We start from the raw sequence: 13,246 nt of genomic DNA, 5'->3' as shown, positions 1-13,246 counted from the left end.
AAGCCTTTCTTTATTCAGGCATAATCAATTGATCGATTTTTTTTAAGACGACAGCTAGGGCGTGGGTAACTTTTGAACGGGATAGAATATAAACCGTTAAAAGAGCGCCGCCAACTAAAATTAAGCCATGTAACAAAGGATTCTGAATAAACTCGCCTAATTGAACGACCGGAGCAATCAGATAAATGTGCAGCAGATAAATTGCCAAAGTATTTTGGCCCCAAACCGTATAAAAATGCCGCTTTTCGGTTGCCATTACTAAAAAAGCAAAAACAAAAGCAAAGCCTAACGCATAAAGACACATGTCAGCTAGGATATTTTGCCAGAGGGGGATTTCAAATAAGTCATAAGCACGATCACCCCATAAAATTTCTGGAGGCAGTTGGGCTTTTACCCAAATAAAAGCAGTCACCAGTCCTAAGATTACCACTAGTAATCCTAACACGCGTGAAAAAGGGAAACGCCGTAGTTTTTCAATCATTTTCCGGTCGGTATAATAACCGGCTAAAAAGAATGGGAGAAAACCTAGCGTACGAGCCATGGCCATGTAAGTACCAAACTCTGTTAATAAACCGGAAAAAATACCGACGATAAAACTAAAAAGTAAAACATGGCGTACTTTGATTAAATCAGGTAAGAGCAGCCGCCAAATGAACATACAATACAAGTACCATAGCGTCCAGCCGGGATTTAAAATAGTAATCGTTTCAATTTTACCCATTAATAACAAGATGATACTTAAAATAAAGTTCAAAATAAGATAGGGAATCAAAAAAGTTTTGACCGCGCTTTTGCGCCCCTTTTGTACCCGTTTGGAAAAATAACCGGAGATAAAAATGAAAACCGGCATATGGAACAAGTAAATAAAAACGTAGAAGAACTCTGCTGTTTGGTTGTTTAACCGAAAGTATTCCAAAGCGTGACCTAAAATCACCAAAAAAATTAAGACACCTCTTAAATTATCAAAAAGCAGTTCTCGTTGTTTTGAAATAATGGACACCTCCTAGTCCGTCAGTTATGCTAGAGATAACACTATTGTACCACTTTTTCAAGGAGGGATGAGATGCGTTATTCGGCAAAATTTGTCAAACAGGTTTTTAAAGTAATTCAAATGAAAAAATTAGTGGGGATGTCCATGGTGGCACCGCCAAAGCGCCGCAATATCAATATCCGACAGTTGGAAAACAGCGACTTGCCGCAAAAGCGCAGTGAAATTAGTGGTCGTGAACTGATTACATTATTTCCACCCCATGTGACCAATAAGCATGTGCTTTATTTACACGGTGGCGGCTATGCATTAGAAGCATCGCCTTTTCATAAACAAATTCAAGAACGTTTTGTTACACGCTTTAATTTAAAAGTAAGCTATTTTGACTATCCGCTGGCACCAGAAGCGACAGCTGTCCAAACCCTAGCGGCAACAAAGGAAGCTTTTTATCACCTGCGTTACTTATATCCAGATGATGCGTTTTATATCTTTGGAGATTCTGCTGGGGGCGGTTTATCAATGAGTTTAGCGCAGCATTTACGGGATGAAGCAGCTGCAAAACGGCCGCAAAAATTAGCGCTGGCTTCCCCTTGGTTAGATGTTTCCGTGAGCGATCCCCGCTCTAGTGCACTAGAAGAAAAAGATGTCTTGTTGGAAAAAGATCTGCTAACTAAAGCAGGGGCGACGTATGCGGGGAATTTAGCTGTCGATGATCCGTTAGTCTCACCGATTTACGGGACGTTTGAAAACTTAGGGGAGCTTTTAGTCATTAGTGGAACAGATGAAATATTGTATCCTGATGTTTTGCGCTTAAAAGAAAAAGTTGCAAATGTTGCTGGGACAACGTTAAGTTTAGTCATTGTTCCAGAGATGATGCATGATTTTGTGGTTTATCCTTTGAAAGAATCGTTGCAGTATGTTGATGAAATGGGCGAGTTTTTTGCAGAAGATGAATGAAAAAAGCTAGCCAGACGACCTTTAACTCTTAAAATAAAAACTGCCGCAAGGAATTTTACAGTTTTCCTTGCGGCAGTTTTAACTTTGTTCTCTATGAAAAAGCCATTTTTGCAAATTTAGCGCTTATGGTTTAGGGCAGAAGGATTTCCTTTAGCCTTTTTTAATAGTTTGATCAGGCTCTTTTTGGCAGCATTTTTTTCATTAAGTCAAATTGAGCAGCCAATTGTTCGTGGGTAATTCCGCCGGTAAGTGCCATGACGCTCATCCCTTCAATGACGAACATGAAATTTTCAGCAATGGCAGGAATCTTTTCATCTTGTAAAACACCCTGTGCGACCCCTAATTCTAAAATTGCCAAGATGGTATTTTTTGTTGCGGCAAGTTGTTCTTGCTGAAATTTATGATCAGCAGCCGTTTTGTGGGTGAAATAATACTCGTACATCGAGCGGAGTAGACTGTTTTCCATTTGATTTAAAAGGCGATCTTCGTGGCTTTCAAAATAGTCATTTAGTAACTCTTCAAAAGGCGGATTTTTAGTAATCGCGTACCGAATATCATCAAATTTACGATTAGAGCGCTGTTTAATAACTTCCATAAAAATTTGATCAACCGAATCAAAGTATAAATAAATACCGCCCCGACTGATACCAGTTGCTTCGATAATATCCTTCATCGTCACATCAATTAAGCCTTTTTGGCGAAAAACTTCTCGGGCATTATTTAAAATGGCTTCTCGTTTTTGCCGTTTACGTTCGGCGTTGGATAAATTTTTCATTTTCTCACCTCAAAATTAGTGACACGCGTGTCATTTTCTTGTATAATCACTTCAATGACACTAGTGTCATTATAATTGAATTAAAAGGAGAACTCAAATGAATACGAAAAGTAAAAGTTATCGCATTGCCATTCGTGCTATTTTGACTGCTATTATTATTTTACAAGCAATGGTGCCGTTTTTAGGTTTTATTCCATTGGGGATTACGAGCTTGACGATTATTCATATTACAGTCATTGTCGCGGCAATCGTTTTGGGAACCAAAGACGGGATGTTTATTGGTTTAGTGTGGGGAATTTGCACGATTATCCGGGCCTTTACTTCACCGACGACCCCTATTGATACAATGGTCTTTACCAACCCGATTGTTTCAGTCTTACCTCGGATTCTTGTTGGTTTGGTGGCGGGGGTTTTATTCCATTGGTGGTATAAGAAAAAAGGCAATTTATATGTCGCATCTATTTTAGCTGCTATTGGGGGCACATTAACCAATACGATTTTAGTCTTAACTTTTATGGGGACGCTTTACACGGGACCGGTTGCCTCAGCTTATGGCGTTGATCCCTCAGGTTTATTAAAAGTTTTGGCGACAATCGTTGCAACAAATGGTATCAGCGAAGTGATTGGTGCGGTTATTTTAACTCCGATTTTGGTCAAAGCGATTTTTACAGCAACGCATTTAAAACCAGCGTATCATTCATAATTAATACGAAGAAAACAGCAGGATGATTGTAGTCCTGCTGTTTTTTTCTATCAGGAAAGTAAAAAAATTCAAGTACTTAAAACATAAATTGCAAAAAAATGTGACGCTATTTTGTTAAAATCACTGATTTTTAGAAAGTTATCAATGAAATTAACGGATTTTAGGGCTGATGCTAGGATTCATGTATAAAAATTGCTATCATGAAGAAAAGCAGTCGAAAAGGAGTCGAGATGAAAAAGAAAAGTGTATTATTATTTTTACTAAAGTTGTTTGGGTTGAGTTTTGTGGGCTGGTTATTCTGGTTGTTTATATTTGCTATCTTCACTCCAGAAGAAGCACAAGAAGTTTCTGAAGTGTTAAGTAAACTTGGCTTAGTTTTAGGTTTGTGTACAGGCTTACTTATTTCCATTGGGTTAAATTACAACCAGGCAACGAAGAAGCGACAAAAAATTAAAGCGGCTAAAAGTAATATTTTAATCGTAGAAGAGCGGGAAGATTCTTTATTGGACAAGGCCAATAAAGTGGTTGAAAGATATTTGGCACATGAAAAAGAAATTCTGATAAATAAAGAGGAGCCGACTACTTTTACAGTAACGGGAGCATTGCAGTTTCAAAACTTTATTGAAAACCACCCTCAAACAAAAGCAAATGCGCATATATCGGAATTACTCAACCAAATTAAAGATTGCGAGAATACACTTGCGAATTTCAAAATTAGGTATAATTCGGATGTCGAAAGCTACAATTCCCTTATAAATAGTATCCCCCTGTCAGTATTAAAGGGTGTATTCCATTTTGAAGAAATCGCGTATTATGAGCGCGACCTTGAGTCAGTAACGTTAACCGATGAAATGTTAGATTTCTAGAAAACTTACGCTTGCATCTGCGCTATTGAAATAATGTCATTTTTTAAGGAGAAACCTATAATTTTGTTAATAAAAAGCACGAAAAGTCTAAACAGATTTTCGTGCTTTTTACGTATATTGACTTGATCAACTAGTTTTCTTCGATCATTGTTGCTTTAATACCAAAACCTGCTAAAATGCGGGCTGCAGTATAGGTGTTTAAGCCTTTGCGGAAAGTTAAGTAAACTTTTTTGTCCGTTGGAATTTCAGCGATACGTTCCCGCAACTGACTTAAAGGAATATTAGCTGTTGCTTCTACGCTACCACTTTTGGCTTTGCCGGGTTCTCTCACATCTAGGAAATAAGCATTGGCTAAATCTTCTTTGGAAATAGCTGCTACTTGGATCGTTTCGGCCACTTTGGTCACTTGGTTAATGCCCACATAACCGGCAATATTCACGACGTCGCGAGAAGAAGAGTAAGGTGGTGAATAAGGGATTTCAAGATCTGGCAAATCAAAGACAGACAAGTTTCCGGTAATGGCAACAGATAGTTGACCAATCCGTTTGTCGACACCTTTTTTACCAACTGCTTGAGCGCCTAAAATTTTTCCAGTTTGTCCGTCAAAGATTAATTTCAAGTTTAATCGTTCCGCACCAGGATAGAAATAGGCGTGGTCAAATGGTGTGATAAAAATTGATTTGTAATTTGTGATACCGGCAGCTTTTAGCATATGTTCAGTTAAACCAGTATAGCTAGCAGTATAATCAAAAATTTTCGCTACACCACTACCAAGGTAACCACGATAATGAAGATCGGCACCATTGATGATGTCAGCTAATAAATGGCCTTGGCGATTAGCTGCACTAGAAAGCATACTTGGTGTTGGTAACCCAGTTACGATACTTGTTGTTTCGATAATATCGCCAATGGCATAAATGTCTTCAACATTTGTTTGCAAGCGATTATCAACTTTTACTTGCCCAGTTTTTGATAATGCGATACCAGCGGAGGCAGCTAATTCATTGTTTGGTGCCACGCCGGTTGCAAAGATGATCATATCTGTTTTTAGGGTATCGCCATTTGATAGGTGAACAGTGTGGCCATGATCACTGATTTCTGTGACCGTCGTATTTAAAACGACATTTAAGCCATGTTCAATTAAATGATCATAAATTAAATCAGCAATTTCCGTATCATACGGGAAAGCAACCTGTGGTAATTGATCAATTAACGTTACATCTAATCCACGTTCTTTAAAGTTTTCGGCTAATTCCAAGCCCATTACGCCGGCACCTAAAACTGTCACGCTTTTTGGATTTTCGTTATTCAAAAATTCCATGATTTTATCAGCATGGGTTACATTTCGTAAAATGAAACCATTTTTAGCTTCGTCGGCACCTTTAATTGGCGGAAGTGTAGGACGAGCGCCTGATGCCAAAATCAAACGATCATAATTGTCGATTTTTTGGGTATTATCAGCCAAATTTTTCACAACAACAGTTTTGTTAACTGGGTCGATGCTCGTAACTTCATGTTCAATTAAAACATCGATATTATTTTTTTCTTTTAATTGTGCGGGTGTCCGTTCAATCAAGCTATCGCGATCTTTAATAACACCGCCTAAATAATAAGGTAACGCACAACTAGCAAACGAAATATTTTCACCACGTTCATATAAAACGATTTCATGAGTTTCATTTAAACGACGTAAACGAGTGGCAAAAGAAGGTCCGCCAGCTACGCCGCCAACAACGATAATTTTCACAAGAAAACAGCTCCTTTTTTCTGACTTACTTGTATAGTAACTGTTTTTTAAAAGGGTGGCAAAGAAAAACACTTACCAAAAATAAGCGTCAAAAGCTTGCTGCAATGCACTTTATGCGCATAAAAAAACCACCAAATTTCAAAAGAAAAATGGTGGTTTTTGCACAAAATCAAACGAGCTTGAAAAGCTAACATCGTGAAGTTTGTTACGAATTATAATTTGCGTTTAAAAGCATAGACAGGCATTAAGACACCAGCCACAGTCCCGATTTTTTCTTCTTGGAAAGTATAACCTTGTCGTTGCCAAAATTCTTGTGCCCGCGGATTATTTTTCAAAATACCCAACCGAATTTCGGTGCCCCCCGCTGCTTTTATTTGTGCCATAATTTGGTCATGCACGTGTTTTCCAATTTCTTGATCCCGCATTTTGGGCGTAAGCAGCAATAGGCCAATCATCCAAGCTTTTGGCGTGGGATGATCTTTCACAAGATCAAGAACACCGATTAAACTATTTTGATTATTAAAAATGCCGTAAAGTGTTTTATCTTCTACTTTTTTTTGAGGGGGCAAAGATGTGAGTAAATCTTGTGCTTCTTTGGCTGGATTTGATTGTCCAGTAGCCAGCGTCATATAATCACTAGCTTCTTGACAAAGTGTAGTAATAGCTGGTAAATCTTGGTTGGTTAAAATTTTTAATTTGTAATCCATGGATTATTAAACTCCTTTGGTATAGAAAAAAATAAATAATTCACTTGGAATTATGAAATAAACAATAAGCTTTATTCTAACATGGAATTCAAAAATTATAAATAACGAAGAATTTGGAAAGAGAAAATTTGAATAGGAAAAGGGACTCACTTTTTTAAGCTAGTTTTAAAACGTGTTATAGTAAGATTGTCAAAGTGCACTAATCTTACCAGTTGACAGGAGGAACATCGATGGAATCAAATGAAGTATTGCAGCAGATAAAAGGCGGATTAATCGTTTCGTGCCAAGCTTTGCCAGATGAGCCGCTGCACAGTCCCTTTATTATGAGTCGAATGGCGAAAGCTGCTTTAGCCTCAGGGGCTAAGGGAATTAGAGCCAATTCGATTGTTGATATTCAATGTATTAAAGATGCCAATGATACGGTGATAATTGGAATTATCAAAAAAGAATATGGCGATAATCCCGTCTTCATTACACCAACATTAAAAGAAGTGCGGGCATTATGCAGTATTGGTTGTGAAATTGTAGCGATGGATGGAACAACAAGAAAACGACCAAATGGCGAAAAATTAGCAGATATTGTAGCAACCATTAAAAAAGAATATCCCGAAACTTTATTAATGGCTGACTGTGCAACGCTAGAAGAGGCCAAATATGCGCAGAAATTAGGCTTTGATCTAATTGCCACCACTCTTTACGGCTATACGGCTGAAACTAGTGGTAAAGATATTGCCGATGACGATTTTGCTTTGCTAGATGAGCTGTTAAAAGTAATTCAGCGACCACTTATTGTCGAAGGCAACATCGATACACCCGAAAAATTAGGACGTGTAATGAAAAAAGGCGCATATGCAACAGTTGTGGGTAGTGCGATTACCCGGCCGCAACTCATTACACAAAAATTTGTCGCAGCATTGCCAAAATAAAAAAAACTTAGAAATAGTAGCTTTTACTGTTTCTAAGTTTTTTTATCGTTTACAAAATCGCAAAAAGAGCGATCAGACTATGCAGTAGAAAAAAATAGGGCTCATCCTCACAATAACTCCCACAATTTTTCTAACGCAGGCAGATAACTATCCCTAGCAGGGCGTAACGCCGTAATTTCATTATGAAGCTTTATTTTAGAGACGGAGATTTCTACCAGTTCCTTTTTTTCTAGTTGGTTGGCCACTAAAGAGTATGGCAATAAGCTAATGCCCATTTTCTTCTTGCTGGCGGCAATTAAGCTAGCCGAGTCAGTACTTTCCCACAGAGGATAGCAGCGTAGTCCTTTTAGCGTTAGGAAGGCTTCGAAGGTTTCTCTTACAGCTGAGCCGCGTTCTCTTAGCAGCAAGGGCTGATTTAAAAGTTCCGGCAAAGTCAGCTTGCCAGTTGCTGTGGGTAAAAAATTTGGTGCCGCCACAAAAACGAGGGGGTAGTTGGCAATTACTTTTTGCTGATACTTTTCACTGGGAACCCGGCCTTCTAAAATGGCTAACTCGACTTTTCCTGCCGCTAATTTCTTAAAGCAATCATCAGCAGGAGAAATATGCACAGTGATTTTTTGCTGCGGTAGTTGTTTTTTGAACTGCTGCAATACTTCAGGCAAGGTGATTTCACCATATGTAATGCAGGAAGCCAGCCGCAAAGGTGCGCTTTGTTCCAAATTTTGTAGTTGTATTTCGACTTGCTGAAATTTTTCGACCAACGGTGTAACAGCAGTTAGTAGCGTGTTACCGGCTGCGGTCAGTTCGATTTTACGATGGAGGCGTTCAAATAAAGGGATGCCTGCTTCTGCCTCTAAATCTTTCATGGTATGGGAAATGGCAGATTGGGTCATAAAAAGTTTTGTAGCCGCCCGGGTAAAACTTTTTTCTTTTGCCACAGTATAAAAAATTAAACATTGACGATATTGCATCAAATTCACCTCACTTTGCATGAATTTTACTCATGTTATTATGCAAATAATAGCATTTCACACATGTGAAAACAAACCCTATACTTAAATAGATGATAGGTAAAAATGACTGAAATTTTATGAGGTGAAAAAATGGAGAAGTTGAAATTTTACGCATGGATCTGCCGCGTTAATTTATACATTAGCGCCTTTACCTTTGGTGGCGGTTATGTTGTGGTACCCATGATTCGTAAATTTTATGTAGATGAAAAAAAATATTTTTCCCAAGACGACTTGATGGAAATGGCGGCGATTGCTCAATCTTCACCAGGTGCAATTGCGATTAATCTAAGTGTGTTAGCAGGAAAAAAAGCAGGCGGCTATGCAGGAGCGATTTTAAGTGCTGTTTGTGGCATTATTCCTCCTATTGTGATTCTCGCAGTGATTTCCAGTTTTTATGTTGCCTTTAGTCAAAATCTAATGGTAATGGCCGTCTTGCGGGGAATGCAAGCTTGTGTGGCCGCGATGATTGTGGATTTGCTCATTGATATGGTGCAGGTAATTGTGCAGGAAAAACAGCTACTACTAATCGGATTAATTCCTTTTAGTTTTATCGCCAATGCCTTTTTTCAAGTCAATGTCTTAGTGATTTTGGGCATTACGGCGGTCTTGTGTTTCGCAACAGTCTACAAAAAGGGGGAGTTCTAAATGTTGGAACTATTTTGGCGCTTTTTAACCATTGGTTTTTTAAGCATCGGTGGTGGTTATGCGATTATTCCGTTAATCCAAGAACAAATTGTGACTGAACTTCATTGGCTATCAGAAAAAGTTTTTACCGATATTATTACGATCTCGCAAATGACGCCAGGACCTTTAGCTGTGAATACTTCAACATTTGTGGGCATGCAGCTCTTTGGTATCCCAGGGGCTGTCGTGGCCACGGTCGGCTGTATTGCCGGCGGAGTGGTTATTTCCTTAGCCTTGGCAGCCTTTTTTCAAAAAAAGCGAGAATCAAAACCTGTTCAAAGCTTACTTGCTGGTTTAAAGGCAGCTTCGGTTGGATTAATCATGTCAGCGGGGTTAACGATTTTATTGCTAACACTTTTTAATAATAGTGATTTGGCGCGTTTCAATTGGGCCAAATTGGATTGGATTGCCTTAATCTTAATGGCAATTTCACTTTTTATTATGCGAAAAACTAAAATCAATCCCATCGTACTAATGATCGCAGCCGGCATCATCGGCGGCCTTGTTTATAAGTAGAAAAGTTTTACAGAGTCGCACAACTCCCAAGCGATAAGGGCTCATTTTAATAAATTGTTCCTCAAATTTCTTAAAATTAGAGCTTAATGCCGTAGGGAGTTAGTCTGTAAAATTAGCCAAGTAGAAAAGTTTTACAGAGTCGTACAACTCCCAAGCAGTAAGGGCTCATTTTAATAAATTGCTCCTCAAATTTCTTAAAATTAGAACTTAATGCCGTAGGGAGTTCGTGCGGCTTTTCTTATATTTGGTAGTTTACCTGCAGTGAAACGGTTAAAATAATTCACCAAAGAAAACGCCTTTGAAAAAGGAAAGACTCAAAAAGATCAGCATTAAAACGGTAAACTGAATCGGCACACCTTGTAAAAGTCGTGGAATGGGTGCAATTTTAAGCCGCTCTAAAATACCCGCAGAAAACATACTGACAACTAAAAAGAACAATAAGCTAAGTAAGTAGGTGTACCAAAAATCAGAAGAGCGGTCTATTTGATCTACAGGTACGAGCGCCAAATTTAAAATCAGCGGTAAAATCACAAGACAAGATTGTAACGTAGTACCTAATTTTTTCTTTGTAAACATGAGGATAACACCACTTATTAAAAAGCTCATCAAACCGACTAAAAACGGGAGCATCACTACTTCATTACTGCCATTTATTCCGACTAAGTGGTAGTAGAGCCAAAATAAACTAGCGCCGCCCAAAGCAGCAATTACAATTAAACAGGTGAGTTGAATTTGTTTTAAAAACGGAGTAGTTTCTTTTTTACCGACTTTTGCTGGGGTTTGATTAACGACCAGTTGAAGTACTAAAATAACGAAAAAACAGGTTAAACGCAAAGGTAAAGTCATTGCTTTTGCCTCCTATCTTCTTAATTTTAACCCAAAAGGCAGTCCAGTTTGTTCACCTAAAACTCGGCGGCGCAATAAGCGGTCAATAAGTGGTGTGGCACAATTCATAGTTAAAATTGCATAGCTGACTCCTTCGCTTGTCGCACCCCAAAAACGAAAGACAATAATCAAACAACCAATGCCAAAAGCATAGAGGCATTCGCCAAATTTTAAAGCAGGACTAGAAGCGTAATCGGTAGCCATAAAAATGGCACCTAATAGTAATCCGCCACCAAACAGGTGCCCGGTCACTGTTTGCCACGGTGCCAAACTACCGTCGCCAGCAAAAAGCCAAGCGCCGATAGCAACAGTGATTAAAATAATGAGGGGAATGTGGAGTTGAATAATTTTTTTACGCCATAAAACCAAGCCCGCCACTAAAATCAGCAGACTACTGGTTTCGCCAATTCTTCCGCCAGTCACCCCTAAGAAATTTTGCCACAATTGGGCTGGACTTAATGTTTCTGTTTTCATCTGTGCTAGTGGTGTCGCTTTGGTAAGAACATCTGGAGAGAAATTGGCAAATGGTGGGTTGGGCCAGCTGATTTTAAACATATCTTGGAAAAATAAGCCGACTAATAGTGCACGACCGCCCAATGCAGGATTTAAAAAATTATAGCCTAAGCCACCAAAAAACTCTTTTACAACAATAATGGCAAAAACAGCGCCAATCACAGGGAAATACCAAGGGGCAGAAGGGGGCAAGTTCATGGTCATTAATACAGCTGTCACAATAGCGCTCAAATCCCAAGTTAAATCTTTTTTCAAAAATTTAAACCAGATGATCTCACACAATTGGGCCGTAACAATTGCGATTAAAAACAACAGATAAATGCGCCAACCAAAGAAATAACCAGCAGTAAGCACAATTGGCAGTAAAGTAATTAAGACCCATTTCATAATTTCTCTGGTGGTGGTATCTCCGTGTAAATGAGGGGAGTCGGCCATCTTTAACGAAATTTTATTTGTTGGCATCTGCTAGCGCCTCCTTTTCTTGCTTAATTTCACCACTAGCCTGCGTAATATTGGCTGCTAAATTGCGTCTAGCCGGACAAACATACGTACAACAACCACAGTTAATACAAGCTGTGGCCAATAATTGATCACAGGTAAATAAATCGCCACTTCGATAAGCTAGATCAATATTTTGCGGTTCTAAGCGAACAGGACAAACCTCTACGCAACGATTGCAACGAATGCACGGGGATTCAGGGTATTTACCATCGTGAGCTTCGTTAAAAACAATGATGCCGTTACTACCTTTTGTTAAAGGGAGCGCTAAATCTGTGACGCTTTTTCCCATCATGGGTCCACCGTGAATAACGCGAGAAGGTGTTCCGATAAAACCGCCACAATAGTCAATTAAGTCTTTCACTTGTGTACCAAGTGGGAAACAAATTACTTGTGGCATTTTAACATCGCCGCAAATAGTAACGTAACGATGGGTCAAGGCTTTTCTTTCATCGACACTTTCTGAAATCGCAAAAGCCGTGGCCACGTTAATCGTAAAGGCACCCGTTTCAACCGAACGACCATCAAGAGGAGACTCAGCAGCGATTAAAGTTTCCAAGAGCTGTCCCTCACCGCCTTGAGGATATTTCACTGGCAGCGGGATGACGTGGCAATTGGGGATTTTTACAGCAGCTTTTTTCATCGCTGTAATAGCTTTTGGTTTATCTTTTTCGATGCCGACTAAAATCGTTTTAGCACCTAAAATTTCTCTGGCAATTTCACCGCCGCGCAAAATTTTTCGGCTTTCTTTTTGCATTAAAAAATCGTCAGACGCGATAAACGGTTCACATTCAGCACCATTCAAAATGATCGTTTGGACATCGATATGACTAGCGGGATTTAATTTGACGTGAGTTGGAAATGTTGCACCACCAAGACCGACAATGCCGGCTGCCCGGACAGCTTTTTCAAAAGAAAAATCAGGAGAAATTAAACTTTCGGCAGTATTTTTAGACGGATCACGTTTGATTACTGCGGCTGTTTGTGTTTTGCCACCAAGTGCAGGTACTTCGCAAACAGCGATGACTTTTCCAGTAACAGAAGTATGGACATGACCACTAATATCGGCAGAACTTTTGGCGATAATCTCTCCTTTTGTGACAAAGTCGCCGACCTTTTTGATTAATTTATTGGGAGATCCGATATGTTGATCAAAGGGGATAACGACTTTTTCAGGCTCAAAGTAGGCGACGTTGTTTTGCTTTACTTGAAATAATTCTTTTAATTTATTCGTACTGGCGTCAAAAAAGAAACCACCAGAAAATTGCTTTATTTTCATGCTTGTCCCTCCTTTTGAAAACGCTATATATTTATCGTAACATAAGGAAAAAAATCACAAAAGAAATATGGGAAAAACCAAAATGGTGAAAAAAGCGCAAAGCCGCCTTAATAAAATCTTAAAAAATAAAAAAGTATTGCTGAAATTCGGATAGGGCAAGTTTTAGATAAAAGTTATTTCAACTAAAAA

14 protein-coding genes are annotated in these 13,246 nt (G+C 38.9%); 6 read left to right on the top strand and 8 right to left on the bottom strand.

The window, feature by feature from the left end; translation table 11 throughout:
* Nucleotides 1–10 precede the first annotated feature (10 nt).
* Nucleotides 11–1,000: an acyltransferase family protein gene (locus AC6R0T_RS12475; RefSeq protein WP_303754169.1), complete on the bottom strand. Its 990-nt coding sequence runs from the start codon at nucleotides 998–1,000 to the stop codon at nucleotides 11–13.
* Between the two features lie 63 nt (nucleotides 1,001–1,063).
* On the opposite strand from AC6R0T_RS12475, the gene AC6R0T_RS12470 reads away from it, so the two are divergent.
* A complete protein-coding gene (locus tag AC6R0T_RS12470) occupies nucleotides 1,064–1,945 on the top strand; it encodes an alpha/beta hydrolase fold domain-containing protein (protein WP_303754168.1) in 882 nt (293 codons plus the stop codon).
* A 172-nt stretch (nucleotides 1,946–2,117) separates the two neighbouring features.
* Here AC6R0T_RS12470 and AC6R0T_RS12465 read toward each other — a convergent pair whose 3' ends face one another.
* Nucleotides 2,118–2,720 carry a TetR/AcrR family transcriptional regulator gene (locus AC6R0T_RS12465; RefSeq protein WP_230711113.1) on the bottom strand — a complete coding sequence of 201 codons (603 nt, stop codon included), beginning with the start codon at nucleotides 2,718–2,720 and terminating at the stop codon, nucleotides 2,118–2,120.
* A gap of 97 nt (nucleotides 2,721–2,817) precedes the next feature.
* Here AC6R0T_RS12465 and AC6R0T_RS12460 point away from each other — a divergent pair, with 97 nt between their 5' ends.
* Both AC6R0T_RS12460 and AC6R0T_RS12455 read left to right on the top strand, forming a co-directional pair.
* The gene (locus tag AC6R0T_RS12460) at nucleotides 2,818–3,423 is read left to right on the top strand and encodes an ECF transporter S component (protein ID WP_206903294.1); all 606 of its coding nucleotides are present in this window, start codon (nucleotides 2,818–2,820) and stop codon (nucleotides 3,421–3,423) included.
* Between the two features lie 230 nt (nucleotides 3,424–3,653).
* Nucleotides 3,654–4,289: a LemA family protein gene (locus tag AC6R0T_RS12455; protein ID WP_206903295.1), complete on the top strand. Its 636-nt coding sequence runs from the start codon at nucleotides 3,654–3,656 to the stop codon at nucleotides 4,287–4,289.
* Between the two features lie 130 nt (nucleotides 4,290–4,419).
* Here AC6R0T_RS12455 and AC6R0T_RS12450 read toward each other — a convergent pair whose 3' ends face one another.
* Together AC6R0T_RS12450 and AC6R0T_RS12445 are read right to left on the bottom strand one after the other, a co-directional pair.
* Nucleotides 4,420–6,036, bottom strand: a complete 1,617-nt coding sequence (locus AC6R0T_RS12450; RefSeq protein WP_206903296.1) for an FAD-dependent oxidoreductase — start codon at nucleotides 6,034–6,036, stop codon at nucleotides 4,420–4,422.
* A gap of 212 nt (nucleotides 6,037–6,248) precedes the next feature.
* Nucleotides 6,249–6,743, bottom strand: a complete 495-nt coding sequence (locus AC6R0T_RS12445; RefSeq protein WP_303754167.1) for a GNAT family N-acetyltransferase — start codon at nucleotides 6,741–6,743, stop codon at nucleotides 6,249–6,251.
* Nucleotides 6,744–6,973: 230 nt separating this feature from the next.
* Between AC6R0T_RS12445 and AC6R0T_RS12440 the strand changes: the two genes are divergently transcribed.
* On the top strand, nucleotides 6,974–7,669 hold the full coding sequence (locus AC6R0T_RS12440; RefSeq protein ID WP_303754166.1) for an N-acetylmannosamine-6-phosphate 2-epimerase: 696 nt from the start codon (nucleotides 6,974–6,976) through the stop codon (nucleotides 7,667–7,669).
* A gap of 107 nt (nucleotides 7,670–7,776) precedes the next feature.
* Here AC6R0T_RS12440 and AC6R0T_RS12435 read toward each other — a convergent pair whose 3' ends face one another.
* Nucleotides 7,777–8,640 (bottom strand): LysR family transcriptional regulator, encoded by an 864-nt coding sequence (locus AC6R0T_RS12435; protein ID WP_526159895.1) that lies wholly within the window; start codon nucleotides 8,638–8,640, stop codon nucleotides 7,777–7,779.
* A 132-nt stretch (nucleotides 8,641–8,772) separates the two neighbouring features.
* Here AC6R0T_RS12435 and AC6R0T_RS12430 point away from each other — a divergent pair, with 132 nt between their 5' ends.
* Both AC6R0T_RS12430 and AC6R0T_RS12425 read left to right on the top strand, forming a co-directional pair.
* The gene (locus AC6R0T_RS12430) at nucleotides 8,773–9,327 is read left to right on the top strand and encodes a chromate transporter (RefSeq protein WP_303754164.1); all 555 of its coding nucleotides are present in this window, start codon (nucleotides 8,773–8,775) and stop codon (nucleotides 9,325–9,327) included.
* Nucleotides 9,328–9,882 carry a chromate transporter gene (locus AC6R0T_RS12425; protein WP_206903301.1) on the top strand — a complete coding sequence of 185 codons (555 nt, stop codon included), beginning with the start codon at nucleotides 9,328–9,330 and terminating at the stop codon, nucleotides 9,880–9,882. It begins immediately after the preceding gene.
* 270 nt (nucleotides 9,883–10,152) lie between these two features.
* Here the strand turns inward: AC6R0T_RS12425 and AC6R0T_RS12420 are convergent, their stop codons facing one another.
* The 3 genes from AC6R0T_RS12420 to rsxC are packed head-to-tail and all read right to left on the bottom strand — an operon-like array spanning nucleotide 10,153 to nucleotide 13,057.
* Nucleotides 10,153–10,728: a hypothetical protein gene (locus tag AC6R0T_RS12420; RefSeq protein WP_282461990.1), complete on the bottom strand. Its 576-nt coding sequence runs from the start codon at nucleotides 10,726–10,728 to the stop codon at nucleotides 10,153–10,155.
* 12 nt (nucleotides 10,729–10,740) lie between these two features.
* Nucleotides 10,741–11,742: an RnfABCDGE type electron transport complex subunit D gene (locus AC6R0T_RS12415; protein WP_230711102.1), complete on the bottom strand. Its 1,002-nt coding sequence runs from the start codon at nucleotides 11,740–11,742 to the stop codon at nucleotides 10,741–10,743.
* A complete protein-coding gene (gene rsxC / locus AC6R0T_RS12410) occupies nucleotides 11,729–13,057 on the bottom strand; it encodes an electron transport complex subunit RsxC (protein ID WP_303754163.1) in 1,329 nt (442 codons plus the stop codon). The genes AC6R0T_RS12415 and rsxC overlap by 14 nt, the downstream gene beginning before the upstream one ends.
* Nucleotides 13,058–13,246: the final 189 nt, after the last annotated feature.

Source organism: Enterococcus sp. S86.2, assembly GCF_059834485.2.
This window is presented reverse-complemented; position numbering and strand designations above follow the sequence as displayed.

Coding starts and splice junctions, on each gene's coding strand:
- AC6R0T_RS12425 (WP_206903301.1), top strand. CDS start 9,328: ATGTTGGAACTATTTTGGCGCTTTTTAACCATTGGTTTTTTAAGCATC.
- AC6R0T_RS12420 (WP_282461990.1), bottom strand. CDS start 10,728: ATGACTTTACCTTTGCGTTTAACCTGTTTTTTCGTTATTTTAGTACTT.
- AC6R0T_RS12440 (WP_303754166.1), top strand. CDS start 6,974: ATGGAATCAAATGAAGTATTGCAGCAGATAAAAGGCGGATTAATCGTT.
- AC6R0T_RS12470 (WP_303754168.1), top strand. CDS start 1,064: ATGCGTTATTCGGCAAAATTTGTCAAACAGGTTTTTAAAGTAATTCAA.
- AC6R0T_RS12415 (WP_230711102.1), bottom strand. CDS start 11,742: ATGCCAACAAATAAAATTTCGTTAAAGATGGCCGACTCCCCTCATTTA.
- rsxC (WP_303754163.1), bottom strand. CDS start 13,057: ATGAAAATAAAGCAATTTTCTGGTGGTTTCTTTTTTGACGCCAGTACG.
- AC6R0T_RS12460 (WP_206903294.1), top strand. CDS start 2,818: ATGAATACGAAAAGTAAAAGTTATCGCATTGCCATTCGTGCTATTTTG.
- AC6R0T_RS12430 (WP_303754164.1), top strand. CDS start 8,773: ATGGAGAAGTTGAAATTTTACGCATGGATCTGCCGCGTTAATTTATAC.
- AC6R0T_RS12445 (WP_303754167.1), bottom strand. CDS start 6,743: ATGGATTACAAATTAAAAATTTTAACCAACCAAGATTTACCAGCTATT.
- AC6R0T_RS12455 (WP_206903295.1), top strand. CDS start 3,654: ATGAAAAAGAAAAGTGTATTATTATTTTTACTAAAGTTGTTTGGGTTG.
- AC6R0T_RS12435 (WP_526159895.1), bottom strand. CDS start 8,640: ATGCAATATCGTCAATGTTTAATTTTTTATACTGTGGCAAAAGAAAAA.
- AC6R0T_RS12465 (WP_230711113.1), bottom strand. CDS start 2,720: ATGAAAAATTTATCCAACGCCGAACGTAAACGGCAAAAACGAGAAGCC.